The sequence below is a fragment of the Tardiphaga robiniae genome (assembly GCF_001618955.1).
Taxonomy (GTDB): domain Bacteria; phylum Pseudomonadota; class Alphaproteobacteria; order Rhizobiales; family Xanthobacteraceae; genus Tardiphaga; species Tardiphaga robiniae_A.
Map to the genome: position 1 here is coordinate 437,813 of NZ_LVYV01000034.1, position 25,301 is coordinate 463,113.

Here is a 25,301-nt window from a genome sequence, read left to right on the forward strand (position 1 = left end):
CATCGACCGGCCGCGCGCTTAGCCCGTGGAACCGGGCAGCATTGAATTGCTTACAAACATACCTTGGTCACTTAACTAATTTTAGAAATTGCGCAAATTGCGCAAAAAAGTGTTTGATTTCTGCGTAATTTGCGCATATCGGGCGGTGTGCACAGGGGCTCCTGAGGAAATTGCGCAGAATAATCAGCGATGCGCACGGCGCGGGAAGGAAATAGACCATGCAGATTCCAATTAAGCGGGCGATTGAGAAGGTGCCGGGCGGCATGATGACGGTGCCGCTGCTGATCGGCGCGCTGTTCGCGACCTTCGCGCCGACCACCCCGAAGTTCTTCGGTTCGTTCACCGGCGCGCTGTTTTCCGGCGGCGCCCTGAGCATTCTCGCCGTGTTCTATGTGTGCATGGGCGCGAGCATCGACTTCAAGGCGACGCCTTACATCGTGAAGAAGGGCGGCGCCCTGATGATCGTGAAGGTCGGCACCGCCATCATCCTCGGCCTGATCTTCGGTCGCCTGCTCGGCGAAGCGCCGATCACCGCCGGCATCTTCGCAGGCGTTTCCACGCTGGCGATCGTCGCTGCCATGAACGACACCAATGGCGGCCTCTACATGGCGCTGATGGGCCAGTATGGTCGTCCGCGCGACGTCGGTGCCTACAGCATCATGACGCTGGAAAGCGGCCCGTTCCTCACCATGGTCACGCTCGGCGTTGCCGGTCTGTCGTCGTTCCAGTGGCCCGCGCTCGTCGGCGCGATCCTGCCGCTGGTGGCCGGGATGATCCTTGGTAATCTCGACCGCGAACTGCGCGACTTCCTCAGCAAGGCCGTGCCTGTGATGATTCCGTTCTTCGCCTTCGCGCTCGGCACCGGTCTCAACCTGACCCAGGTCTGGCAGGCAGGTCTGCTCGGCGTGGGCATGGGCGTTGCCGTCGTCATCGTGACCGGCATCCCGCTGTTCCTCGTTGATCGTCTCACCGGCGGCAACGGCGTTGCGGGTGTTGCTGCAGCCTCGACTGCCGGCAATGCGGCCGCTGTGCCAGCGATCGTTGCGGCCGCCAATCCGGCCTATGCGGATGCAGCCGGTCCGGCCACCATCCTCATCGCGGCCTGCGTGGTCGTGACGGCGATCCTGACGCCGATCCTCACCTCGTGGGTGGCCGGCATCGTCGGCCGTGATGTCGAGCCGGAAGCAGAGGCGACGACGCCTGCTGCGTCGGCTGCCGTATCACCCGCACCAGTGGCTGGGCGCTAAGATGGCTGGTCGCTGGCTGATCCTCGCCGATGATCTCACCGGTGCAGCGGACTGCGCCATCGCCTTCGGTCGCCGGGGCCTTGCGGCTGCCGTGACCTGGGGCGAGATCGCAGGTGCCGGGGCAAGTGCCGGGGATCGCCAGCATCCGGTTATCTCCTACGATGCAGCGAGCCGCGGCCTTACGGCTGAGGCCGCTGCGCGTCGGCACGCCGACGTACTGCAACAATTGATGGAGCCGGATCGGCTCCTGTTCAAGAAGATCGATTCCACGCTGCGCGGTCAGCCGGCTTCCGAGACGGCGGCTGCGCTCGCGCATCTCAAGGCACAGTCGGGCTCGGCCTTCGGCATCTTTGCGCCGGCCTTTCCCGCGACGAACCGGACCACCGTCGATGGCCGCGTCGTCGTGGGTGGCCGCCCACTGGAAGAAGCCGAAGTCTGGAAGCGCGATCACACCTACGACAATGCCGATATCGCCGATGTGCTCGCATCGGCAGGCGTTCGCAGCGAGAAGGTGCTGCTCGCGACCATCCGCGGAGGACATCTCAAGGCTCATCTTGCGCGTATTGCATCCGGCGACAGCGTTGTTGCGATCTGTGATGCGGAGACCGAGCACGACCTGCATCTGATCGCCGAAGCCAGCCTGAATATTTCGCCGGCGACGCTGTTCATCGGCAGTGCCGGCCTCGCGCATGCGCTGGCTGAGCTCGATGATGCCAGCTCTGCCGAGACGCTGGAAATTCCGACCAGCACATATGGCACATTGATCGTTGTCGGCTCGCTCGCCGGTGCGTCGCGCTCCGCAGCGCGCAAGCTGGTCGCCAGTGGTACCGTCACCCATCTGCCGGTTACGCCGGAAGTTCTGCTCGGCGACAAAGCCGGGCAGGCGGCACTGGCCACCCGCGTGACCGAAGGACTGACCGCAGGCGGCGATGTCCTGGTCGAGATCGTGATGGATGACAATCCGAAAATGTCGCTCGGCCCGCAACTCGCGCAGAATCTGGCAGATGCGCTGATGCCGGTGGCGTCCAGCATCGGCGCCTTTGCTGCAACCGGCGGCGAGACCGCGGCGGCATTGCTGTCGCGCTTTGGCGTCAACGGAATCCGTCTGGCCGACGAGATCGAGCCCGGCGTGTCGCTCGGCCTCACGCTCGGCGCATTGTCTGTGCCGATCGCCACCAAGGCCGGCGCCTTCGGCGACGAGAACAGCCTGATCAAAATTCGCGAACGTCTTCACACCGTCCGAACTCAAGGAAGCTTCACATGACCCGTCCGACCATTGCGATCACCATGGGCGATCCCGCAGGCATCGGCCCCGAGGTCATCATGAAGGCCTTCGCGCATCCGGAAATGCTCGCGATGTGCAATCCGCTGGTGATTGGCGATGCCAATCGCCTGCGCAAGGCCGGCGAGATCGTCGGCGCCAAGATCGGCGTCGATTCGCTCAGTGATGCAAAGGCTGCGAATTTCGCGTCGAAGAACGTCCAGTGCGTGGATCTGAAGATCGTGCCGGATGATTTGCCGTTCGGGCAGAACTCCCCGGTGGCAGGCGAGGCGGCCTACCGCTTCATCGAGAAGGCCGTCGAGATCGTTCAGGCCGGCATCGCGCAGGGTATCTGCACGGCGCCGCTCTCCAAGGAAGCGCTGCATGCAGCCGGCCACAAATATCCCGGCCATACCGAACTGCTCGCGCATCTGACCGGCACGCCGGAAGTGTCGATGATGCTGGTGTCGCCGAAGCTGCGCGTCATTCACGTGACGACGCATATCGGCCTGATCGATGCCATCAAGAAGATCGAGCCGGGTCTGGTCGAGCGCGTCATCACGCGCGGCCATGAAGTGCTGGTGAAGGCCGGCATCAAGAATCCGAAGATCGGCGTGTGCGCGATCAATCCGCATGCCGGTGAAAACGGCTTGTTCGGCTATGGCGAGGAAGCCGAGAAGATCACGCCGGCCGTGGAAGCCTGTCAGAAGAAGGGCTGGGATGTGCGCGGTCCGTTGCCGGCCGATACGCTGTTCTTCCTCGCCGGGCGCGGCGACTACGACATGGTGGTCGCGATGTATCACGATCAGGGCCATGGTCCGATCAAGGTGTTGGGTCTGGAATCCGGCGTGAACATCACGGTCGGCCTGCCGGTGATCCGCACTTCGGTCGATCACGGCACTGCCTTCGACATCGCCGGCAAGGGCATTGCCGATGAACGCAGCCTGCTCGAGGCCTTGCGGCAGGCAGTGGATCTCGCACCGGGGTCCAGGGCGGCGTAACTCAGCGCTGTCATTCCCCGGCACACCAATTGGTGTGCCTGAGGGCGCGCGCCCTTGCGCGCGAACCTCAGCCACTCCAATAGGAGTGGCGGGGAATCCCGTTGTGCTTGAGCCATGCTGAGGTTCGCTGGCGCGAAGATGCGCCGGCGCCTCGGAACGACGAGCGGTACAGGGGGCTGAAGTTCGATGTCGATGCGCAGCAAGGAGCGGCACGCCCGCCTGTTGGACGCCCTGAACGCAGGAGAGATCGATGTCGACGATCTTGCGCGGCGCTTCGATGTATCGGCATCCACCGTGCGGCGCGACCTGCAGCATCTCTCGAAGAACAACGCGGTGCGCCGCACTTACGGTGGCGCGATTCTCACCGGCCATGTCGCAGAGACCACGCTCGACCAGCGCTTCGCGGTCCAGGGCAAGGAAAAACAGGCCATCGCGCGCGCCGCGATCGACCTGATCGAGGATGGCGATACGCTGATCCTCGATGCCGGATCGACGGTCGCGGCATTCGGCAAGCTGCTGTTGCAGCGCCGCCTGCGCATCATCACCAACAATATCGCGCTGCTGCCGTTTCTCGCCAAGGCGCCTTCCATCGAACTCGTGGTGCTCGGCGGCGCGCTGCGCTCGACCAGTATGAGCACCATGGGGCCGCTGGCCAGCGAGGGACTGCGGCGCCTGACGGCCGATCGCGCCATCATGAGCGCCGATGGTGTCGTGAGCGGCCGCGGGTTGTGCGAGGCCGACCTCGATCAGGTCGCCTTGAAGTCCCTGATGATGCAGCAGGCCAAGGAGGTCATCGTGCTCGCCGATGCCGGCAAGCTCGGCCGCGCCGAACAGGACGCCTGGGCGCCGTTGCCGCCACGCTGGACCCTGGTGACAGGCGCGGGTGCATCGGCCGACCAGCGGAAGTTGATGGAGGGAGCAGGAGCCCGGATCGTGGTGGCGAACGCTTAGGTGACGTAGAGATGCAGGGCGACCAGCCTGTGCACACCAACGTCATCCGTGCGGCATTCACGCCCAAGGTCGTTGATGGTGGCAAGTCTCGGCATCACGCTCGTCGTCGCCTCATCATCCCACAAGAAGGCGCCCGCGACCTGTCGATGATGCACTCAGAGGCCGACGCGAGCTGAGAACATTTTTCCTTTCGGAACTTAGCCTCTACGGCTCGGTTAACGCGCAGGCCCGTATGACCGCAGGAGCGTGGTTGCTGGCCTTACCGAAGGGAGAGACAGATGAAAATGACTCACCAACTTGTTCTCGTTTGTGCCACCGTACTCGGATTGGGCAGCGCTGCAGCGCAGGCGGGGCCCTGCAACACCAGCAAAACGACAGAACTGCGCGACGCGGGCTCCGGCCCGACACCGGGAAATACCGGTCAGACTGTCGGCACAAATTCTAACACTGGTCAGCACCCGCCGACGAGCGCCATGAACCAGCAGGCTGGGACTAGTCCTGTTTCGTCCGAGGATGCCCAGAAGCAGATGCAGGCGCGGCCTACTGCGGCGCAGCAGGCCGAAGGAGCGAAGGTTCCAGATAACGACTGCTGATCGTGAATACGGCTTCGACCTGCACAACTGGCCATCAGCACGCGGGACATTCATCGCTCAATCGCGACCGAGGCGGTCGAGGGGTTAAGCATGACGAACAGAGCGCGCGGCTTGTTCGCTTCCCATGTCCGCCGGAGCAGGTAGCGAAACTGGCCGCAGTCTGAAATGACACCGTCGCGTTCAAGGAACAGGTCGCTTATGCCCGCACCTATGAACAGGCGCCGGTCGGACATGTGACGAACAGGTTTTGCAAAACACGACGGAATTGCTGCAAAACACGCGTTGACCAGAAGGCCAAAAGCCTAGAAGAAACACCGCGAGCGGACGTGGCGGAACTGGTAGACGCAAGGGACTTAAAATCCCTCGATGGCAACGTCGTGCGGGTTCGATTCCCGCCGTCCGCACCAGCCTTCAGGGGAACTTCGGCCTCAATCCGGCCACCGGCGGCTGCTTTACGCAACCTCAATACTGCCCGGCTAGAAAGTCCCGATGATCGACCGTCACCCTCGTTTCCGCCTGCCGACGCGCGCTGCTGCGATAGTGTCGCTGTTTGTCCTTGCCGGCTATCTCGGCGGATGCGCGAGCATGGGCGATGGCATGGTGTCGGGCGCCTTTGTCGATCCCGCGAAATACGATCTTTATGACTGCCCGCAGCTCGAGGCCGAGCGCAAGACGCTTGCGACGCGAACGGCCGAATTGCAGGGGCTGATCGACAAGGCCCAGACCGGTACGGGCGGGGCGGTGGTCAGCGAACTCGCCTATCGCAACGACTACATCTCGACGCGGGCGCAGGCCAAGCTGGCGGAAGAGAATTGGCAGAAGAGCAAATGCGTAGAGAGCCCGCCGGCCGCTCCCGTCAAGCCAGCGCCTGCCGCGGCGAGACGATCCGGCGCGCGCTCCTGAGCCGTCCGGCTCAAAGTCTCCAGTTATAGATCCAGTCCTGCCGCGCCTGCAGGCGTCCTGCGCCGAGCGCGCGCATGGTGAGATCACGCGCCAGCGCCATCGGGCCGTGCAGATGATAGATCTGGCCTGATTGCCGGGCGGTGCGCTGTATCAGGGTGACGCGCGGTTGGCGCAGCGTGGCGTAACGCGCCAATGCGGGCGCAATCGCTGCGGCATCGTCGCCGACCGGGCGAAGACACTCCGCCAGCACCGCCGCATCCTCGATGGCCATGCCTGCGCCTTGCGCGGCGAAAGGCAGCATCGCATGGGCGGCATCGCCGAGCAGTGCCACGGATCCCTCGTGCCACATGCCGCCATCCGGCATGGTTAAGAGCGGCCAGCGCCGCCAGTTATCGATGCTTTCGATCATGGCGCGTGCATTGGCGGGCCAGCGCGACGCTGCAAAATGCCGGCGGATCTCGCTGGCGTCGCCAGCATCGCTGCCGCCCGGCTGCATCGCGGCGCCGGGCATGATCGCGACCATGTTGATCCGCTCGCCCGATGACACCGGATAGACGACGAGATGGGCCTTCGGCCCCATCCAGAGCTGGACGCCTTGAGGGATCAACGTGCGCTCCAGCCGGCTCGTTTCCAGCGTCCCGCGCCAGGCGATCAGGCCGGAGAAGTGCGGCTGCGTTTCGGGAAACAGTTGCCGCCGTACGAACGACCATGCGCCATCGGCGCCGATCAAGGCCAGAGCAGGCTCGCCATTGACGGTGATGCCGGCGGGCGTGGCGCGGAGACTTTCCACGGGACAGCCAAGGCGCAGTTCAATGTCGGGATGCGCGGTGACCGCGCCAAGCAAGGCCGATTGCAGATCGGCCCGGTGCACCAGCCAGTAGGGCGCATGACTATCCGGGCTTCCGAGCGGCAGGCGGATCACTTCGCCGCCGCTGCGCGCGGTCATGATGCTCACACTGGCCGGCGTCGTGACATGGGGCGCAAGGCGCGGTTGCAGGCCGAGGCCGATCAGTATGCGGGTCGCATTGGGCGAGAGCTGCAGTCCGGCGCCGGCTTCTTCAAGCCGCGCGGCCTTCTCACAGATGAGGACGCGAACCCCCCGGGCGGCCAGCGCCAGCGCGGCCGTCAGTCCGCCGATGCCCGCACCAGCGATGACGATGGTGCGCGGCGCGGTCACGGCCGGAATCAGGCAACCTTGTCTTTCACGACGCATTCTGGCGGACGCGACTGGCCGGCAGCGAGATCGGTGGCAAAGCGGTACAGGGTCGAGCAATACGGGCAGATGATCTCGTTGTCGTTGCCGAGATCGAGGAAGACATGCGGATGGTCGAACGGCGGATTGGCACCCACGCACATGAATTCCTGCGAGCCGATCTCGATGATCGGAACGCCGGCGTCATTGTGAAAGTGCGGAACCACGTGGTCGGACATCTTCTCTACCTTTGCTCGCAACAGCCGCGGGCGTATGAACCGGCGCGCCATTCAGTGCGTCGCACCATACTGGTCCGGAACCATGATTCCTAGACCGCGCAGGGGTCATTCATTCGTACAAATTCGACACAATTCGGGTGTCTCCGAATAGCCCTTCTTTCGTCGGGGCAGTTGTGTCCACGATGTGACGCACCATTTCTAAAGAGGTGCAAGGATAGGGTTTTCCGCCATGTGGTTCCGGCTCGACACAGCTTTGACGGGGGTAGCGGTCTGCGCGACCGCCGGCCTGCTGTTGCTGCCGCATGCGCGCGACGCCGGCGCCGTGCTGGCCGCCCAGGACGACCCGGTTGCTCTGGCCGATGCGCAACTCAGCTCTGCATTGCGGAATGATCCCGCGGTGCTCGCCCGCAATATCGAGGATGCGCTCGCGGCCAGGGATGCCGACCTCGCCAAGAGCTTTGCCGACGTTGCGACTGCCAGAAATGTTCAACTGCCGGACAACCTCTCCAGACGTGTGACCGAGGCGGTTGCGGACGAGAATTCCGCCTCCCATTTCGCCAGCCGCTTTGCGACTGGCTTTGTGACCGGCACTGCCGACGATGTCGGCAGCCTGTCCGGCACCGTTGCCGGCGATCTCTTCGTGTTCGGCGATATCCGCGACGTGGTGCGCGAGGGCAAGCACATGGCGATGGGTGAGGACACCGATCACCTCATTCTCGGCCTTGCTGCCGCAGGCCTCGCTGTGACCGCAGCGACCTATGTTAGCGTTGGGGGCGTCGCGCCGGTGCGCGCGGGCCTCACGCTGGTGAAGGATGCGCGCAAGGTCGGCCGGATCGGCGAGGGGCTCACCACCTGGGCGGCGCGCTCGGCGCGCGGCGTGGTGGACGGACCGATGTTGCGCGCCGCCGTGGCCGATGCCTCCATATTGCGGCCGAGCCAAACCATCACCGCGGTGAAGGCGGCGTTCCGCACCGAGAAGGCTGGCGGCATCGTCCGCCTCGCCGGGGACGTCGGCCGCGTCGGCGAAAAGGCCGGCACGCGCGGCGCGCTCGATACGCTGCGCATCGCCCAGAGCCCCAAGGATGTTACGCGCGCGGCGCGACTCGCCGAAGTCAAAGGCGGTCAGACCCGCGCCATCATGAAGATGTTCGGCCGTGGTGCGCTGCTGCTGGCGGCGGGCGCATTCAATCTCTCGATGTGGGTGTTCTGGGCGCTGTTCGCGCTGCTCGGATTTGTCGTGTCGATCAAGGCAACCACGGAACGCATCACCTGGTCGTGGCTGCAGCGCTCCAAGGCCAGACGTGCGCGCCGCGAGCTTGCCGTGCGTCAGGATACGTTGCTTCAGGATCTCGCGCGCAAGGACGCATTACTCAGGGACATGGCTCTCCGCCATCCGGCGCCGGCTCACTCACTGGCGCCGGTGCTCGTCCACGGGTAAACTGCGCGCTTCCCACCACCACCATTCATTCTCTCAATCACCCATCTCTCAATCGTAACGGAATTCTGGATGCCGAGCTTTCACAACGGCGCTGTCGAAATTGCTTATCTCGATGAAGGCGAGGGCGATCCGATCGTTCTCGTGCACGGCTTTGCATCGAGCAAGAACGTCAACTGGGTCTATCCGACCTGGGTGTCGGAATTGAAGAAGCACAATCGCCGCGTCATTGCGCTCGACAATCGCGGGCACGGCGATTCCAGCAAGCTCTACGATTCCGAACAATACAGCATCGGTGCGATGGCCGCCGACGTGCGCGCGCTGCTCGCGCATCTCGGCATCGTGCGCACCGACATGATGGGCTATTCGATGGGTGCACGCGTCACTGCTTATATCGCCTATAGCCATCCCGAATTGATCCGCAGCGCGATCTTCGGCGGTCTCGGCATCGGCCTCATCAAGGGCGGTGGTCCCGGCGAGAACGTCGCCCTCGCGCTCGAGGCGGACTCGCTGGACGACGTCACCGATCCCGTCGGCCGCACCTTCCGCGCTTTCGCCGATCAGACCCGTTCGGATCGCCGCGCGCTCGCAGCCTGTCTGCGCGGCTCGCGCCGGCTGATGACGAATGAGGAAGCCGCCGCCATCAAGGTGCCGCTGCTGATCGCGGTGGGAACGACGGACGAGATCAGCGGTTCCGCGCAGGAGTTGCAGAAGGTCATCGCCGGCTCTGAAGTGCTGGATATCCCGAACCGCGATCACATGCGGGCGGTTGGCGATCGCGTTTACAAGGAAGGCGTGCTGGATTTCCTGTCCCGCCGCCCGTGACGACAATTGGCGAGGGGTGCACCTTGTTTTGATCACACGAGCGCCCACTTCTGATGCACGCCCGGTTTATGGGCGGGGTGGGGCGTCCCGGGAATGTCTGCGCTTTCAAGGTGTTAGCGGGGGATTGCCGGGTAAGCCACCGTTCACGATGGCAGGAGCCGTGTCACGACAGCGACGCGTCTTGTGCTATAACCGATGCACTATTCAGGAAATTGCGAGTCCGCCATGGCCGTGCAGAGCATCAATCCGCAGAATTCAAAACTCGCAACGCTGGATCCGATCTGGGATCGCATCCGTTCCGAGGCGGAAGACATCGTCCATCGCGAGCCTGAACTCGCATCCTTCATCTATTCGACCGTGCTGCATCACAATCGTCTGGAAGATTCGGTGGTGCACCGCGTTGCGGAACGTCTCGATCATGCGGCGCTGTCCGGCGACCTGATCCGCCAGACCTTCGACGAAGCGCTGCGCGACGAGCCGGATCTTGGCAATGCGTTCCGCGCCGACCTCGTCGCCGTGTTCGACCGCGATCCCGCCACCACGCGCTTCATCGATCCGCTGCTGTACTTCAAGGGCTTCCACGCCATCCAGGCGCATCGTCTTGCGCATTGGCTCCACAAAAAGGGTCGCAAGGACTTTGCGTGGTATCTGCAGAGCCGCTCGTCGGCCGCTTTCCAGACCGACATCAATCCCGCCGCCAAGATCGGCCGCGGAATCTTTCTCGATCACGCGACGGGCTTCGTTGTCGGCGAAACCGCGGTCATCGAGGACGATGTCTCGATCCTGCACGGCGTCACGCTCGGCGGCACCGGCAAGGAAAACGAGGATCGTCATCCGAAGATTCGCCATGGCGTGCTGATCGGCGCCGGCGCCAAGATTCTCGGCAATATCGAGGTCGGCCATTGCGCGCGGATTGCCGCGGGCTCCGTCGTCGTCAAGCCCGTGCCGCACAATGTCACCGTGGCCGGCGTGCCGGCGAAGATCGTCGGCGAAGCCGGCTGTTCGGAGCCGTCGCGCACCATGAACCAGATGCTGAACGCGATCGGGCTCTGATTTTCAGGGGCTGAGACTTCTGGGCTTGCGATTTGCCAGCGCTGATATCGCACGCGTTTTCGTTCACTTGTGGGATGGCGTGATTTTTCGAGAAACGGCCTAGCCGTGGCCGTCATCTCGCATTAAAGCTTCTCTCCATCAGCTCAACAGACATCAACTGCATTGGAGACACCTGTGGACGTTCAGGAAGTCAGAAAGCTCGACGCCTATCTCAAGCGCGTGTTCGGCAACCAGAAGCTTCGCGTGGTGCCGCGCCCGAAGAAGGACGACTCCGCCGAAGTCTATATCGGCGAAGAATTCATCGGCGTGCTGTTCGTCGATGACGAAGACGATGATCGCTCGTTCCAGTTCCAGATGGCGATCCTGGAAGAAGACCTCGTCGATAACGGCTGAGGAGGCACCTTGCCCCCGCTTGGCGGCGGCGAGATCAGCGCCGGCGCGGGCCTTCGCGCTCTGTACATCTCACGCTAGGCCGCGTTGTCCGGCGCGACCAGGCCGGCGGCGGTGGCAAGCCAGACCAGGTGCGCGTCGGTGCGCGCGCCGATCTTCGATTTGATTTGGTAGTGATAATTCTGCACGGTCTTGGTGCTCAGATTGAGCGATGTCGCGATCTGCTCCGTGGTCCAGCCTGACGCCACCAGCCGCAGGATTTCCGTTTCGCGCGGCCCGAGATCTTCCACCAGCGACCGTTCGTTGCCGAGCCGCTCGCTGGCGATTTCGCGCGCGATGTCTTCGCTCAATGCGCGTCCGCCGCGGGCGACGGTGGCGATGGCGCGCACCAGTTCGTGCGGCGCACTGCTCTTTGTGATGTAGCCGCAGGCGCCAGCCTCGAACGCTTTCAGAGCGAACGCAGCGCTCGCATGCATGGTGAACACCAGCAGGCGCGCGGTGCGATCCCATTGCCGGATATGCCGGATCGCTTCCAGCCCGCCGGGGCCGGGCAGCGACAGATCCATGACCACCACGTCCGGGCGCTCTGCCTGATAGGCGCGATAGGCCGCAGCGGCATCCTCGGCCTCGGCGCTCACGCGAAAACCGACCTGCCGCTCCAGTAGCCGGCGATAGCCTTCGCGCACCACCGGATGGTCGTCGACCAGCAGGATGCTGACGGCGGTCATGCCGCGGCTTGTCGTGGCAGCAGCGGAATCACCGCGGCTACGCGAATACCGTGTGCCGCCGGACCGATCGACAGGCTGCCGCCAAGCGCTGCGATGCGTTCGCGGATACCGAGAATGCCGTGGCCGGAGGCGGTGTGGGCCTGCGTGGCGTCGCCGCCACCGTCATCCTCGACGCTGACAGCGACGGCGTCGCGGACCTCTTCCCCATGGCTGACGCGGAGATGAACGTGCTGCGGCCGGCCGTGGCGTGCGGCGTTGGTGAGGCACTCCTGCGCGATGCGGTAGATGTTGACCGCGGCTTCTGCGGGGACGGCAGTGAGATCGCCGGTTACGTCGAGATGAAACACGGCGCGCCGCGTTGTGTTCGCATTCCACTGCGCCACCAGTTGCACAAGGCTGGCCTGCAATCCCAGTTCCTCAAGATCCTGCGAGCGCAGCCGCGCCAGCGCGCTGCGCAGCGTAGTCATCATCTGGCCGGTGATGCGGGCGATAGCGCGGGCATCGTCGGCTAGATCGGGACGGGACGGCGTGGCGCCGGTCTCGATGGCTGCGGCGAGCGCCGCGGTGGCGGTGAGGCACTGGCCGAACTCGTCGTGCAGATCGCGCGCCAGTGCGCGGCGTTCTTCTTCCTGTACCTGAAACAGTCGCTTGGTCAGTGCGACGCGTTCGGCGGTGGTGGCCGCGAGACGGCCGGCGAGATCGTTGACGGCGCGGGCGATATGGCTGAATTCGGTGGCGCCGAAAGCGGGCAGGCGATGGCGGTGGTCACCATGTTCGAGGCGGCGCAGGCCGCGTACGATGCTCCGGGCCGGCATCAGCGCATGGCCGATCAGGAGGATCGCGAGCAGACTGATGCCCAGCGCCATCGCCGCGGCGATGCTGACCATCACGGTCACCTGCCGCCATGCCTGACGCACGGCGGTGGCGGGGTCGACACGGGCTTGCACGGTGCCGGCATCGCGCTGCCGCACGGTAAGCGGCCGCGTCTCCGTGGCATGTGGCCCGAACAGCGCGCCGTAGAGACTGACGAACCATGACGGCGCCGGGCTGCCGATGTCTTCGGTCTGGCTGCACAGGTCGAAGGGCGGCGCGCTGCCGAGCCGGAAGTCAATGCACACGCCCGGCGCGATCACCTTCATGGTGGCAATGGATTTCCAGTCCGGCAGCGGCAGCAATGCATCGCGGTAAGTGCCGTCGCGCCACAGCAATTCGCGCCAGTACAGGTTCTGCAGGGTTGTCGCGACGCGGTCGGCGGAGGCGGCAGTGTCGGCCTCGATGGTGCGGTGCGCATCGACCAGAATCCATCCGATCGTACAGGCCAGACAGAGCAGCACCACGGCGACGAGACGAAGGACGAGATGTATCAGCAGGCGCATGATCGCATTCCCCGCGGTGAGACATTGATATTAAAGCGGCACGCGCCGCGGTCTGGCAAGCGGTTCTGCATCGTTTGGGCAATTTGCCCGGTATGTGACGGGTGCGATGCCCTTGGAGGCTCAGTCATACAGGCGGCAAATTGAAGCCAACCGCCGATCGTGATCGGTGAAACAACCAGCAGGAGGGACAAGTGGTGAGCCGGCATCATCTCGATCCGGCGGATCGCGCGCCGCTGCTGCACTGGTTGATCTTTACCGGGCTCTGCCTGTTCGCCGCGGTTCTGCTCTGGCACTATGGCCTGGTGCGGCAAATGCTTGCCGTCGATCGCACCTATATCTCGTCGGTGATCGTGCTGCTTTATTTCGGTGCGTCGCTGCATTGTCTGTGGCGTCTGATCGCGGTGTCGCGCGAAGCCGATGCGGCGCGGGGTGCAGCGCAGCTGTTCGCGCAGGGCGGCCAACGCGTCGTCGTGGCCGGCGACGGTGTAGCGATCGACGGCGTGGGCATGTTGCCGAAAGGCCTGATGGCGTCGCATATCCGCGATCTCGCCGTGAAGTCCGCGCTGCAAAGCGGGCGACGGCTCGACCAGACGCTGCTGCTGCGTCGTCTCGCCGGCAATCTGCGCGGCTCCAACGGCTTCGGCGGCTTTGCGGGCGACACGCTGATGAAACTCGGCCTGATCGGCACGATAGTTGGCTTCATCATGATGCTGGCGCCGATCGCCGGCCTCGACACCGGCAATCAGGGCGCCATCAAGGCCTCCATGAACCTGATGAGTGAGGGCATGGCGGTGGCGATGTATACCACGCTGGCGGGGCTGATCGGTTCGATCCTGATCCGCATCCAGTATTACATGCTGGAGGACGCAACGGCCAAACTGTTCGCCTTTGCCGTCGGCGTCATCGACGTTCACGCCGTGTCGCTGCTCGAACGTGAAGCGGAGCACCCCAGGTGATCGACGAGTTCGAATTCTCTGGCAAGGAAGCACCGTTCGATCCGCTCGGCGTCATGCTGTTCAAGGCGCTGCAGGTGATCGCGTTCCTGTTCTTCATCGCGCTGCTGGCGATCAAGACCCATGACGACGAAGGCAAGGTCGATCCCAAGCTGGAATTCATGATCACGGTGAGCTGGCCCGACAAACACCCGGACGACATCGATATGTTCGTGCAGGATCCGCTCGGCAACATTGTATGGTACCGGCGGCGCGAGACCGGCTTCATGGTGCTCGACCGCGATGACCGCGGCGGGCTCAACGATTTCATCATGGTCAACGGCCAGAAGGTGCGGTCGCCGATCCGCCAGGAGATCGTCAGCCTGCGCGGGATCGTGGCCGGCGAGTACATCGTCAACATCTACCATTTCGCGGCGCTGACCGGACAGCCCGTGCCAGTGACGGTCAAGGTCGAGAAGCTGAATCCGAAAGTACAGGTGGTGCACTACGACACCGTCAATGTCGATCATGGCGGCGCCGAGACAACCGCGGTGCGCTTCATCATGGACAAGACCGGCAATGTTACCGAGGTCAATCACGACCAGACATCGCTCGTGCAGATGCTGAACAAGCGGTACAGGGAGCGCAAGGCCGGATGAAGCGATGAGCCTGCAAGCCAGCATTATCGGTCTGTCGCTCGGCTACGTGCTGCTTGGCCTGTTGCTGTTGCTGGCGGTGGTGCGGACGCGGCTGCCGTGGCCGGTGAAGGCCGGTGCGGTGGCGGTGACTTCGGCGTTTTACGTGCTGGTGTTCTTCCGCACCCAAGGCCTGCTCGGCTGGTCGGCGGACGATTCGCTGCCGCCGAACTTCCAGTTGTTGTGGGTGCGCAGCGTCGAGCCCAACATCGCCCAGGGCGAGCCCGGTGCCATCCACATGTGGGTCGAGGCTCTCGACGACGACAATCTGCCGAGCGGGGCGCCGCGGGCCTATCGGCGGCCTTACTCCACCGCGCTGGCGCGCAAGGCCGAGCGCGCACGCACCGAGATCGCCGCGGGTCATCCGCAAGGTGGCCGCGCCGCGCAGTTCGGATCGGGCGAGGGCGAGTTGCCACCAGGGGGACCGCCAGGTGCGTTGTTCGCTAGCGGCGAGCCCGGCGGAGATCCTTCCGGCGGCGGACTACTGGACCCCGCCTTCATGCGCGGCGACTCCCAGTCCATCACATTCGCCCCGCTGCCCGTGCCTGTCCTGCCGGCCAAAGATGCGCCGTAGCGGTGATGGCCGGCGCGAACGCACCCAAACATTTTTTCCTATTTCTTATTGACAGTATACCTAACAGGATTATCGTCCGCTTCTCCGGTTCGCGAGGGGCGCTTCATGAGGCGTCTTGAAGTGGAACAGGGATGCGGCGCCTGCGGGTGTGGGGTGACGTACCCCGCGCACTCGGGAGGCCTTGGGTCACCGTCCGGCCCCACTACGGGGGTCTGCCACTCATGCTGGCTGGACGTGGCATTGGTGAACGGCGGGAAACCGTCGGGATCAGCGGAGTGCGGAGCTCTGCGCCTTTGCCCGGAAGAACGGTCCCGGGGACAGAAATCGCCGCGGTGGCGCGCCGTGAGGCGTTGCGCGGTTGCAGCTTGCCGGCGTTCCGGTGGAGCGGATCGCGATAAAAACCACCCTTTGCGCCTCACGGCGCGCCGCCACCCCTCATGTTTCGAGGGGCACTGCTCACACCTCGGACGCGCAAGCGCCGCGAGAATGCGAGAGCTTGGCTGTTTGACAAGCACATCCTGCGTCTCGCAAAGCGCTACTTCGCTCCGACCTTCTTACCGCGATACATCAAATGCACCGCGCAGTTACATCCCGGCGGATGGGTCGCGAGTTCGTCATTGGCAGGCGCGGGTACGGCGACCGGCGCAGGCTCGGCACCGGCACCCGGAATGTAGTTCAGCACCGGCGCCAGCCAACGTTCCACCTCGGCCACGCTCATGTTCTTGCGCGCGGCATATTCCTCGACCTGATCGCGCTCGATCTTGCCGACGCCGAAATAATAGCTCTCGGGATGGCTGAAATAGAGCCCGGACACCGACGAGCCCGGCCACATGGCGTAGCTTTCGGTGAGTGTTACGCCCGCAGTGTTCTCCGCATCGAGCAATTTGAAGATCGTCGCCTTCTCGGTGTGATCGGGCTGTGCGGGATAGCCGGGAGCAGGGCGGATGCCCTGATACTTCTCCAGGATCAGGTCGTCAGTCGAGATGTTCTCGTCCGGCGCATAGGCCCAGAACTCCTTGCGCACGCGCTCATGCATGCGTTCTGCAAAGGCTTCGGCGAGACGGTCGGCCAGTGCCTTGCACAGGATCGACGAGTAGTCGTCATTGGCGTTCTTGAAGCGGTCGGCGATGATGTCCTCGCCGATGCCCGCGGTGACGACGAAGCCGCCGATATAATCCGGCACATTCGAGGTCTTCGGCGCGATGAAGTCGGAGAGGGCAGCGTTGAACCGGCCCTCGCGCTTCTCGAGCTGCTGGCGCAGTGTGTGCAGCGTGGCGATCTCCGTCGAGCGGGTGTCGTCGGCATAGAGACGGATGTCATCGCCCACCGCATTGGCCGGCCAGAAGCCGATGGTTGCCTTGGCCGTGAACCACTTCTCCTCGACGATATCAGCCAGCATCTTCTGCGCATCCGCGTAGAGCGAGGATGCGACTTCGCCGACGACAGAGTCGGTGAGGATGCCGGGGAAACGGCCGGACAGTTCCCAGGTCTGGAAGAACGGCGTCCAGTCGATATAGGCAGCAAGTTCTTCGAGCGAATAATCGCTGAAAGTCCGGATGCCCAGGAAGGTCGGCTTGCGCACCGTCTTGGTGAAGTCAGCCACATGCGCATTGGCGCGCGCCTTGACGAGCGACAGCCGCTTCTTGTCCTGCTGGGCGCGGAAATGCGCCGCGGAGATCTTCGCATAATCAGCGCGCACCTCGGCCGCATAGGCGACGCTCTTCTCAGGCGACAGCAGCGACGAGGCGACGCCGACGGCGCGGCTGGCATCGTTGACATGCACCACAGCGCCGGCGCGGTAGTTCGGATCGATCTTCACCGCCGTATGGACACGGCTGGTCGTCGCGCCGCCGATCAGCAGCGGCATCTTCAGACCCTGCCGTTCCATCTCGCCGGCCAAAAATGTCATCTCGTCGAGCGACGGTGTGATCAGGCCGGACAGGCCGATGATGTCGGCGCCTTCGGCCTTGGCGGTATCGATGATCTTCGAGGCCGGCACCATGACGCCGAGATCGATGACCTCGAAATTGTTGCACTGAAGCACGATGCCGACAATGTTCTTGCCAATGTCGTGAACGTCGCCCTTCACCGTGGCGAGCACGATCTTGCCGGCATTCTTGCGGCCATCGCCGGTGATACCTGCGGCGAGATTGTCGGCCTTCTCCTGCTCCATGAATGGCATCAGGTAAGCCACCGCCTGCTTCATCACGCGGGCCGACTTCACCACCTGCGGCAGGAACATCTTTCCGTCGCCAAAGAGATCGCCGACGATATTCATGCCGGCCATCAGCGGGCCCTCGATGACATGCAGCGGGCGCGTCACGGTGAGGCGTGCGGCCTCTGTGTCTTCGTCGATATATTGGGTGATGCCGTGCACCAGCGCGTGGCTGAGCCGCTTCTCCACCGGCCATTCGCGCCAGGACAGATCCTGTTCCTTGGCCTGCTTGGTCTGGCCGCGGAATTTCTCGGCGAGTTCGAGCAGCCGTTCGGAGGCGCCGGGATCGCGGTTGAGGATGACGTCCTCGCAGACCTGGCGCAGTTCGGGATCGATGTCGTCATAGACGATCATCTGTCCGGCATTGACGATGCCCATGTCCATGCCCGCCTTGATGGCGTGATACAGGAACACCGAATGCATCGCCTCGCGGACGGGCTCATTGCCGCGGAACGAGAAGGAGAGGTTGGAGACGCCGCCGGAAATGTGCGCATGCGGCAGATTCTGGCGGATCCAGCGCGTCGCTTCGATGAAGTCCACGCCGTAATTGTTGTGCTCTTCGAGGCCGGTGGCGATGGCGAAGATGTTCGGATCGAAGATGATGTCTTCCGGCGGGAAGTTCAGCTCCTTGACCAGAATGTCGTAGGCGCGTTTGCAGATCTCGGTCTTGCGCGCGAACGTATCGGCCTGGCCGACCTCGTCGAATGCCATCACGACCACGGCCGCGCCATGGCGCTGCGCGATCTTGGCCTCGTGGATGAACTTCTCCACGCCTTCCTTCATCGAGATCGAATTGACGATCGGCTTGCCCTGAACACATTTCAGGCCGGCTTCGATGACATTGAACTTCGATGAATCGACCATGACCGGAACGCGGGCGATGTCCGGCTCGGAGGCGACGAGATGGAGGAATTCGACCATCGCCGCTTCGGAATCGAGCAGGCCTTCGTCCATATTGATGTCGATGACCTGCGCGCCATTCTCGACCTGATCGCGGGCGACCTGCAGCGCGGCGGTGTAGTCGCCGGCGGTGATCAGCTTGCGGAATTTCGCCGAGCCCGTGACGTTGGTGCGCTCGCCGACATTGACGAAGGGAATGGCCGAGGTCAGCTCGAACGGCTCCAGACCAGACAGGCGCAGGAGCGGTGCGATCTCCGGCACAACGCGCGGCTTGTGCGGTGCGACTGCCTTGGCAATCGCAGCGATATGATCCGGCGTAGTGCCGCAGCAACCGCCGACCACATTGACGAGGCCGCTGGCGGCGAATTCGCCGATCAGCCCGGCCATGAATTCAGGGCTCTCGTCATACTGGCCGAATTCATTGGGCAGGCCGGCATTCGGATAGGCGCAAACGAGCGTATCGGCAACGCGGCCGATATCCGCGATATGGCCGCGCAGGTCCTCGGCGCCGAGGGCGCAGTTGAAGCCGATGGTGGCAGGCCGCGCGTGCTTCACCGAATTCCAGAACGCTTCCGGCATCTGGCCGGACAGCAAGCGACCTGACTTGTCGGTGATGGTGCCGGAGATCATCACGGGAACGTCGATATTTCGTTCTTCGCAGATCTCGGCGATGGCGTAGAGCGCGGCCTTGGCGTTCAGCGTGTCGAAGATGGTCTCGACCAGCAAAAGGTCAGCACCGCCGTCGAGCAATCCGTTGATCTGCTCGCTATAGGCGATCCGCAGGTCGTCGAAGGTCACCGCGCGATAGCCGGGATTGGCGACATCCGGCGAGATCGAGGCGGTGCGGTTGGTCGGGCCGATGGCGCCGGCAACAAAGCGCGGCTTGCCGTCCTCGGTAGCGACGGTGATGGCAGCGTTCTTGGCGAGCCGCGCGCCTTCGCGGCTCATCTCATAGGCGATGTCCTGCAGGTCGTAGTCGGCCTGCGCGATCGAGGTCGAGGAGAACGTGTTGGTGGCGACGATGTCGGCACCGGCGCGCAGATATTGCGCGTGGATGTCCTCGATGGCGTCAGCTTGCGTCAGGATCAACAGATCGTTGTTGCCGCGCAGATCGCGGTGGAAATCCTTGTAACGCTCGCCACGGAAAGCAGCCTCGTCGAATTGCAGGCCCTGGATCATGGTGCCCATGGCACCGTCGAGCACGAGGATGCGCTCGGCAGCGGCGGCAAGCAGTTCGGTACGCTTCGGCGATACGGATACAGTCATGTGATCAGGCAGCTTTCTGCGCGCCGTTCGGCCGGAAGCCGAGCAAATGGCTGATGGCGAAAACGAGATCGGCGCGGTTCATCGTGTAGAAATGGAAGTCACTGACGCCGTGCTTGGCGAGTTTTTGCACCTGGCCGGCGGCGACGGTGGTAGCGACCAGCTTGCGGGTCTCAGCATCGTTATCGAGGCCGTCGAACTTGTCGGCGAGCCAGGACGGCACCGTGGTGCCGGCGCGGGTGACGAAGGCTCTAGCCTGCTTGAAATTATGCATCGGCATGATGCCGGGCAGCACCGGGATATCGATGCCGCGGGCGCGCACCTTGTCGAGGTAGCGGAAGTAGAGATCGTTATCGAAGAACACCTGGGTGATCGCGCGGGTTGCGCCGGCATCGACTTTCGCCTTCAGCGTATCGATGTCGGCGTCGAAGTCGGTGCTCTCCGGATGCTTCTCCGGATAAGCGGAGACGGTGACGTCGATATCGGGATAGCGGTTGCGAATGCTGGCGACCAGATCCGCAGAGGTCTTGTAACCGTCTGGATGCGGTATATATTCCGTTCCGATGCCCGTGGTCGGATCGCCGCGCAGCGCCACGATGTGGCGGACGCCGGCCTCATGATAGCGGGTCACGACATCGTCGATTTCGCTTTTCGGCGCGCCGACGCAGGTCAGATGCGCGGCAGGCGTCAGGTTTGTTTCCTTCAACAGGCGGACGATGGTGGCGTGGGTCCGCTCCCGGGTCGATCCGCCGGCGCCATAGGTCACCGAGACGAAGGACGGGGCGAGGGGGGCCAGACGCTCGATAGTGTCCCACAGGGTGCGGTCCATCTCCTCGGTCTTCGGCGGGAAGAACTCGAAGGAGATATTGGGAAGATTGGTGGGGGTGGCCGGGTTGATCTCGGTCATCGCGTCAAACTCCACCGCATGAAGCGGTTCCGGTTGTCTCTAGCGCCAAGCCCGGGGACTTTGGCTGCACTGCACAAAGATAGGCTTAGGTTCGGCATTCAAATAGCCCATCCTGAGCGGTTTTGGGGTGGGAATTGGCCCAACATAGGTTTTCGAACCCAAATAATCTCAAGGTTTTCTCGATATGTGGGCAGAGGGGACTCGCCGTCGTATCCGTCGAAATATGTGTATATTTTGCTTAATTTAGCTCTCGATGGTTGCTTGGAGGATGTTTTTTAAATGTGGGCAATTAGTATCGGTATAAAATTATGGCTTAGTATGTCCCACGGTTGGCGCCCTCTTTTGCCGCTAGCTTGAGGGGAGGGGTGTGTCGCCCAGAACGTTCTTTGCCCTCCCACGCGGACGCACTAGCTTGGCCCCATGATCCCGTTGTCCATTCTCGACCTCTCGGTCGTCACCTCAGGCACGCCGCCCGCGGCGGCGCTCCGTAACAGCATCGATCTGGCCAAACATGCCGACGGCCTCGGCTATGTCCGTTACTGGCTGGCCGAGCACCACAATCTGGCGTCGGTCGCGAGCCCGGCGCCGGAGATCATGATCGGGCAGATCGCGGCCGTGACGCAGCATATCCGCGTCGGCTCCGGCGGCGTGATGCTGCCGAACCATGCGCCGCTGATGGTGGCCGAGCGCTTCAAGATGCTGGAGGCGCTGTTTCCCGGCCGGATCGATCTCGGCCTTGGCCGTGCGCCGGGCACTGATGGCGCGACGGCCTATGCGTTGCGTAATCGTCTCGCCGGCCGCGAGGGCGATGATTTCCTCGAGCGACTGAGCGAGCTGTTGCTGTGGGAGACGCGGCAATTCCCGGAAGGTCATCCCTATAACAACGTCGTGGCGATGCCGAATGACGTGCCGCTGCCGCCGCTCTGGCTGCTCGGGTCCAGCGACTACAGTTCGGATCTGGCTGCGCAGGTCGGCATGGGCTTCGCTTTCGCGCATCATTTCGCATCCCACGATGCCGCCGACGCGATGGTGCATTACCGCGCGCGCTTCAAATCATCCGGCTGGCGGCAGGTGCCGCATGCGATTCTCGCCGTCGCAGTGATTTGTGCGGAGACGGATACCGAGGCCGAGCGGTTGGCCTCGTCAGCCGATCTCAATCGCCTTCGCCGCGACCGCGGCGAATACGCGCCGCTGCCGAGCGTCGAGGAAGCACTGGCCTATCCCTATAGCGACAGCGAAAAGATGAAGATCGCGCGCAATCGTTCACGGCTGTTTGTCGGCAGTCCGCCGACAATCATGGAAAAGCTGCGGCCACTCATCAGCGATTGCCAGGCCGACGAGCTGATGGTGATCACCGCGATGTATGATCACGAAGCACGGAAGAAATCTTACAGCCTGCTGGCAGAGGCGTTTCAGCTGCAGAAGGCGGCGGCGTAGTCGCAACAATCGCACTCGGCGATGTCGGGACAGGACCTGGTCAAACGTCCTTGAGGCGGCGCCATCATTACACGAGGTAAAACCCATGCTCTATGCAATTCTGGCCTATCACGTCGAAGACGTCGTCGTGTCCTGGACGGCCGACGAAGACACTGCTGTGATGGCCAATCTTCATGAGCTTCACGAGAAGCTGACGGCCGACGGCCGGATGGGGCCGGCTGCGCGTCTCGGAGGCACCAAGGGTGCATTCACCTTGCGCGGACCCGGCGCTGGCGTGATCATCGACGGTCCCTTTGCCGAGACCAAGGAGCAGTTGCTCGGCTTCTATGTCGTCGATTGTGCGACCCGTGAGGACGCCATCGCGACCGCGCGCGATCTGCGCCGCGTCAATCCGACTGCGGTCTATGAAATCCGTCCGGTTCAGCTATTTCTGCCCGGATCGCCCATGGCGGCGACGCATGCGCTGACCGATCACGTCCGGCCGGCGTCGTCCTGAAGAACTCCGTCATGCCCGGCCTTGTGCCGGGCATCCACGTCTTGGCAACAAGCAAAGGCAGGCGTGGATGGCCGGGACATCTAGCGAAGCCGCGCTTCGCGCTTTGCCCGGCCATGACGAACATAACGCCTGTGAATCTCAGCTCGTCGGTTCGCCGAAGGTCGCGCGGAAAGGATGCGCCGGATAGACGCCGACGATCCGGAATTCGCGTGAGAAGAACTTCAGCTCCTCCAGCGCGAAAGCGAGGTTGCGGTCATCCGGATGGCCGTCGACATCGGCGTAGAACTGCGTGGCGAAGAACTCGCCGTCGACCATGTAGCTTTCCAGCTTGGTCATGTTGACGCCGTTGGTGGCGAAGCCGCCCAGGGCCTTGTAGAGCGCCGCGGGAAGATTGCGGACGCGGAAAACAAAACTGGTGACCAGCGGTTCGGAGCCCTGCGGCGCCCACTTGGCGTCTTTGGAAAGGATGACGAAACGCGTCGTGTTGTGATCCTCGTCCTCGACGTCCTCGGCGAGAATTTCGAGCCCGTAGATATCGGCAGCGAGGCGGGAGGCCAACGAGGCGCAGCTCTTGTCGCCGCGTTCGGCAATCGCGCGGGCCGAGCCCGCAGTGTCGGCCGCGACGATGGCCTTGATGCCGAGCTTGCGAATGATGCGGCGGCACTGGCCGAGCGCGTGGACGTGGCTTTCCACCGTCTTGATGTCGGTGAGCTTCGCGCCGGGCAGCGCCATCATCTGATGGTGGATGGGCAGAAACCACTCACCGACGATATGCAGACCCGACTGCGGCAGCAAATGATGGATGTCGGCGACGCGGCCGGCAATCGAGTTCTCGATCGGAATCATGCCGAGATCGGCCTCGCCCGAGGTGATAGCTGCCAGCGCATCCTCGAAGGTGGCGCAGGGCAGCGGCTCGGCATTCGGAAACGCCTCGACGATGGCGATATGGGAATTGGCGCCGGGCTCGCCCTGGAATGCGATCTTCATGATCTGATTTTTGGGAATGGTCATGGCGGGCCTTGTATCAGTCGCTCAGTTATTTGCCAGTAGTCGGCGTGCGGTTTCGAGATCCGCGGGTGTATCGACGCCGAGGGGGACGGAGTCGACGATGGCGGCGTCGATCCGCATGCCGGCCTCAAGTGCGCGGAGCTGTTCGAGCTTTTCGCGCAACTCCAGCGTCGACGGCGCGAGTTTGACGAAGGCCTCGAGCGCGGCGCGCCGATAGGCATAAAGCCCGATGTGATGGTAGCGGGGCCCGTCGCCATAGGGCGCCGTGGCGCGGGTGAAGTACAGCGCACGCAGCCGGCCGGGCCCGGCTGGCGAGCCGATCAGCTTCACCACGCTCGGCGCCGTGTGTTCCTCGTCCTTGCGGATCTCGGTCGCCAGGGTCGCGATGTCGACCGCGGGCTCGTCGAGCAGGCGCACCGCGGCGCTTATGTCGCCGGGCGGAATAGTGGGCAGGTCGCCCTGGACATTGACGATGGTCTGGACGTGTCCGGCCGGATCGAGCTTGCACAAGGCCTCAAAAATTCGGTCGGACCCCGACGGGTGGTCCGGGGAGGTCATGACGGCCTCGAAACCGTGGGCTGCCACGGCGTTGGCGATGTCGGCCGTATCGGTTGCGATGGCGACACGGCCCAGACCGGCCTCTTTGGCGCGTCGCGCCACATGCACGATCATCGGCAGCCCGCCAATATCGAGCAGCGGCTTGCCGGGCAGGCGGGTGGCCGCCATCCGGGCGGGAATGAGCACCAGGGTGCGTGTGTCTGTCATGTCAAAATCGGCTTGGATTCCAGAGATCTTCCCCCCGAAAAGTATGATGCACATCAAAGGGCGCGGCGTTTATACGGGTTGCCAGAGGATGGGCAAACCGTTATCTCAAAACGGCAGGCCCAAGGGCCGCAGGAACGTGATTCCTGAGTGTGTCGAGGCCGTTGGAGCGGCCTTCCAATGACCTAAAACGGCGTGGGGCTTTTCGACTATGGACTCCTTCGAACTCAACAAGATTATGGGCGCCATTCTCGGTACCTGCCTGGTTCTGATGGTGACGAATTTCACCGCCCAGGCCGTGTTTTCACCGAAGCATATGGAAAAGCCCGGCTTTGATATTGCAGTGAAGGAAGAGGCCGCCGGTGGTGCCAAGGCGGCCGCTGCGCCGTCGGAACCGATCGAGAAGCTGCTGCAGACGGCTTCGGTCGAGAAGGGCTCAACCGCAGCCAAGAAGTGCGCCGCCTGCCATACGTTCGAAAAGGGCGGTCCTAACCGCGTTGGCCCGAACCTGTTCGGCGTCGTCAATGAGAAGGTGGGCGAAGGCAAAGCCGGGTTCAACTTCTCGGCGGGCATGAAGGCCAAGGGCGGCACCTGGACCTTCGAAGAGCTGAACAAGTTCATCGCCAATCCGAAGGGCACCGTACCGGGCACGGCCATGGGCTTCGCCGGCATTCAAAAGGATAGCGAGCGCGCCGACGTGATCGCCTATCTGGCAACTCTCGCCGATAAGCCGGTGCCGCTGCCCACTGCAGCGAAATGAGGACGGTGTCGTAACGCTGTTCCTTGGTAATTTATCATCGATTAAACGGCCAGGCTCAGCCTGGCCGTTTTCGTATCTGCATTACCAAAGCTTAAGCGGGACGTTTGGCCGCAACGCGTTAGGATGCAACCAGCGTGACGGGTGGTATCCTGCGGAAA

The 25,301-nt window shown here is 63.3% G+C and carries 26 protein-coding genes and 1 tRNA gene; 18 read left to right on the forward strand and 9 right to left on the reverse strand.

Going from position 1 to position 25,301, the window contains the following annotated elements; all coding sequences use genetic code 11:
• Positions 1-218: 218 nt before the first annotated feature.
• The 6 genes from A4A58_RS22170 (at position 219) to A4A58_RS22190 (ending at position 5,053) form a co-directional block, all read left to right on the forward strand.
• The gene (locus tag A4A58_RS22170; protein WP_068736158.1) at positions 219-1,247 is read left to right on the forward strand and encodes a 2-keto-3-deoxygluconate permease; all 1,029 of its coding nucleotides are present in this window, start codon (positions 219-221) and stop codon (positions 1,245-1,247) included.
• Between the two features lies 1 nt (position 1,248).
• Positions 1,249-2,511 carry a four-carbon acid sugar kinase family protein gene (locus A4A58_RS22175; RefSeq protein ID WP_068736159.1) on the forward strand — a complete coding sequence of 421 codons (1,263 nt, stop codon included), beginning with the start codon at positions 1,249-1,251 and terminating at the stop codon, positions 2,509-2,511.
• Entirely contained in the window at positions 2,508-3,509 is a 1,002-nt protein-coding gene (pdxA, locus tag A4A58_RS22180; protein ID WP_068736160.1) for a 4-hydroxythreonine-4-phosphate dehydrogenase PdxA, read from the forward strand. Before A4A58_RS22175 ends, pdxA begins: the two co-directional genes overlap by 4 nt.
• Before the next feature lie 186 nt (positions 3,510-3,695).
• Entirely contained in the window at positions 3,696-4,460 is a 765-nt protein-coding gene (locus tag A4A58_RS22185; protein WP_068736161.1) for a DeoR/GlpR family DNA-binding transcription regulator, read from the forward strand.
• A gap of 11 nt (positions 4,461-4,471) precedes the next feature.
• Positions 4,472-4,636 (forward strand): hypothetical protein, encoded by a 165-nt coding sequence (locus A4A58_RS30865; protein ID WP_158005721.1) that lies wholly within the window; start codon positions 4,472-4,474, stop codon positions 4,634-4,636.
• Positions 4,637-4,738: 102 nt separating this feature from the next.
• Positions 4,739-5,053: a hypothetical protein gene (locus A4A58_RS22190; RefSeq protein ID WP_068736163.1), complete on the forward strand. Its 315-nt coding sequence runs from the start codon at positions 4,739-4,741 to the stop codon at positions 5,051-5,053.
• Positions 5,054-5,103: 50 nt separating this feature from the next.
• Here the strand turns inward: A4A58_RS22190 and A4A58_RS22195 are convergent, their stop codons facing one another.
• A complete protein-coding gene (locus tag A4A58_RS22195) occupies positions 5,104-5,286 on the reverse strand; it encodes a DUF1643 domain-containing protein (RefSeq protein ID WP_068736167.1) in 183 nt (60 codons plus the stop codon).
• An 87-nt stretch (positions 5,287-5,373) separates the two neighbouring features.
• Between A4A58_RS22195 and A4A58_RS22200 the strand changes: the two genes are divergently transcribed.
• Both A4A58_RS22200 and A4A58_RS22205 read left to right on the forward strand, forming a co-directional pair.
• Positions 5,374-5,460: transfer RNA gene (locus A4A58_RS22200), tRNA-Leu, on the forward strand.
• An 82-nt stretch (positions 5,461-5,542) separates the two neighbouring features.
• On the forward strand, positions 5,543-5,956 hold the full coding sequence (locus A4A58_RS22205; protein WP_068736169.1) for a twin-arginine translocation pathway signal: 414 nt from the start codon (positions 5,543-5,545) through the stop codon (positions 5,954-5,956).
• Positions 5,957-5,966: 10 nt separating this feature from the next.
• On the opposite strand, the gene A4A58_RS22210 is transcribed toward A4A58_RS22205, so the two are convergent.
• Together A4A58_RS22210 and A4A58_RS22215 are read right to left on the reverse strand one after the other, a co-directional pair.
• Positions 5,967-7,133, reverse strand: a complete 1,167-nt coding sequence (locus tag A4A58_RS22210) for an FAD-dependent monooxygenase (protein ID WP_086937112.1) — start codon at positions 7,131-7,133, stop codon at positions 5,967-5,969.
• 8 nt (positions 7,134-7,141) lie between these two features.
• The gene (locus tag A4A58_RS22215) at positions 7,142-7,387 is read right to left on the reverse strand and encodes a zinc-finger domain-containing protein (protein WP_068736323.1); all 246 of its coding nucleotides are present in this window, start codon (positions 7,385-7,387) and stop codon (positions 7,142-7,144) included.
• A 229-nt stretch (positions 7,388-7,616) separates the two neighbouring features.
• Between A4A58_RS22215 and A4A58_RS22220 the strand changes: the two genes are divergently transcribed.
• The 4 genes from A4A58_RS22220 to A4A58_RS22235 all read left to right on the forward strand — a co-directional run bounded on the left by A4A58_RS22220 (position 7,617) and on the right by A4A58_RS22235 (position 11,093).
• Positions 7,617-8,825, forward strand: coding sequence for a hypothetical protein (locus A4A58_RS22220; protein ID WP_244499830.1), 1,209 nt, complete (start codon positions 7,617-7,619; stop codon positions 8,823-8,825).
• Between the two features lie 69 nt (positions 8,826-8,894).
• Positions 8,895-9,647 (forward strand): alpha/beta fold hydrolase, encoded by a 753-nt coding sequence (locus tag A4A58_RS22225; RefSeq protein ID WP_068736174.1) that lies wholly within the window; start codon positions 8,895-8,897, stop codon positions 9,645-9,647.
• A 225-nt stretch (positions 9,648-9,872) separates the two neighbouring features.
• On the forward strand, positions 9,873-10,700 hold the full coding sequence (gene cysE / locus A4A58_RS22230) for a serine O-acetyltransferase (protein ID WP_068736178.1): 828 nt from the start codon (positions 9,873-9,875) through the stop codon (positions 10,698-10,700).
• A gap of 174 nt (positions 10,701-10,874) precedes the next feature.
• Complete coding sequence (locus A4A58_RS22235; RefSeq protein WP_068736180.1) at positions 10,875-11,093, forward strand: DUF3126 family protein; 219 nt, start codon at positions 10,875-10,877, stop codon at positions 11,091-11,093.
• A gap of 74 nt (positions 11,094-11,167) precedes the next feature.
• Here A4A58_RS22235 and A4A58_RS22240 read toward each other — a convergent pair whose 3' ends face one another.
• Together A4A58_RS22240 and A4A58_RS22245 are read right to left on the reverse strand one after the other, a co-directional pair.
• Positions 11,168-11,818 carry a response regulator gene (locus tag A4A58_RS22240; protein ID WP_068736182.1) on the reverse strand — a complete coding sequence of 217 codons (651 nt, stop codon included), beginning with the start codon at positions 11,816-11,818 and terminating at the stop codon, positions 11,168-11,170.
• Positions 11,815-13,194: a sensor histidine kinase gene (locus A4A58_RS22245; protein WP_068736186.1), complete on the reverse strand. Its 1,380-nt coding sequence runs from the start codon at positions 13,192-13,194 to the stop codon at positions 11,815-11,817. Before A4A58_RS22245 ends, A4A58_RS22240 begins: the two co-directional genes overlap by 4 nt.
• Before the next feature lie 194 nt (positions 13,195-13,388).
• On the opposite strand from A4A58_RS22245, the gene A4A58_RS22250 reads away from it, so the two are divergent.
• The 3 genes from A4A58_RS22250 to A4A58_RS22260 are packed head-to-tail and all read left to right on the forward strand — an operon-like array spanning position 13,389 to position 15,395.
• The gene (locus A4A58_RS22250; RefSeq protein ID WP_244499831.1) at positions 13,389-14,150 is read left to right on the forward strand and encodes a MotA/TolQ/ExbB proton channel family protein; all 762 of its coding nucleotides are present in this window, start codon (positions 13,389-13,391) and stop codon (positions 14,148-14,150) included.
• Entirely contained in the window at positions 14,147-14,785 is a 639-nt protein-coding gene (locus A4A58_RS22255) for a hypothetical protein (RefSeq protein WP_068736193.1), read from the forward strand. Before A4A58_RS22250 ends, A4A58_RS22255 begins: the two co-directional genes overlap by 4 nt.
• 4 nt (positions 14,786-14,789) lie before the next feature.
• The gene (locus A4A58_RS22260; protein WP_068736194.1) at positions 14,790-15,395 is read left to right on the forward strand and encodes a hypothetical protein; all 606 of its coding nucleotides are present in this window, start codon (positions 14,790-14,792) and stop codon (positions 15,393-15,395) included.
• Between the two features lie 535 nt (positions 15,396-15,930).
• On the opposite strand, the gene metH is transcribed toward A4A58_RS22260, so the two are convergent.
• Positions 15,931-19,776, reverse strand: coding sequence for a methionine synthase (gene metH, locus A4A58_RS22265; protein WP_068736196.1), 3,846 nt, complete (start codon positions 19,774-19,776; stop codon positions 15,931-15,933).
• A gap of 4 nt (positions 19,777-19,780) precedes the next feature.
• Positions 19,781-20,680 (reverse strand): methylenetetrahydrofolate reductase [NAD(P)H], encoded by a 900-nt coding sequence (gene metF / locus A4A58_RS22270; RefSeq protein WP_068736198.1) that lies wholly within the window; start codon positions 20,678-20,680, stop codon positions 19,781-19,783.
• A 420-nt stretch (positions 20,681-21,100) separates the two neighbouring features.
• Between metF and A4A58_RS22275 the strand changes: the two genes are divergently transcribed.
• Both A4A58_RS22275 and A4A58_RS22280 read left to right on the forward strand, forming a co-directional pair.
• On the forward strand, positions 21,101-22,117 hold the full coding sequence (locus A4A58_RS22275; protein ID WP_068736200.1) for an LLM class flavin-dependent oxidoreductase: 1,017 nt from the start codon (positions 21,101-21,103) through the stop codon (positions 22,115-22,117).
• Between the two features lie 85 nt (positions 22,118-22,202).
• Positions 22,203-22,613 carry a YciI family protein gene (locus A4A58_RS22280; RefSeq protein WP_068736202.1) on the forward strand — a complete coding sequence of 137 codons (411 nt, stop codon included), beginning with the start codon at positions 22,203-22,205 and terminating at the stop codon, positions 22,611-22,613.
• A 138-nt stretch (positions 22,614-22,751) separates the two neighbouring features.
• Here the strand turns inward: A4A58_RS22280 and A4A58_RS22285 are convergent, their stop codons facing one another.
• Together A4A58_RS22285 and A4A58_RS22290 are read right to left on the reverse strand one after the other, a co-directional pair.
• Complete coding sequence (locus tag A4A58_RS22285; RefSeq protein WP_068736325.1) at positions 22,752-23,600, reverse strand: prephenate dehydratase; 849 nt, start codon at positions 23,598-23,600, stop codon at positions 22,752-22,754.
• A 45-nt stretch (positions 23,601-23,645) separates the two neighbouring features.
• Positions 23,646-24,386, reverse strand: a complete 741-nt coding sequence (locus A4A58_RS22290; protein WP_068736204.1) for a 3-deoxy-manno-octulosonate cytidylyltransferase — start codon at positions 24,384-24,386, stop codon at positions 23,646-23,648.
• A gap of 208 nt (positions 24,387-24,594) precedes the next feature.
• Here A4A58_RS22290 and A4A58_RS22295 point away from each other — a divergent pair, with 208 nt between their 5' ends.
• Positions 24,595-25,143, forward strand: coding sequence for a c-type cytochrome (locus tag A4A58_RS22295; RefSeq protein ID WP_068736206.1), 549 nt, complete (start codon positions 24,595-24,597; stop codon positions 25,141-25,143).
• The last annotated feature ends 158 nt before the right edge of the window (positions 25,144-25,301 follow it).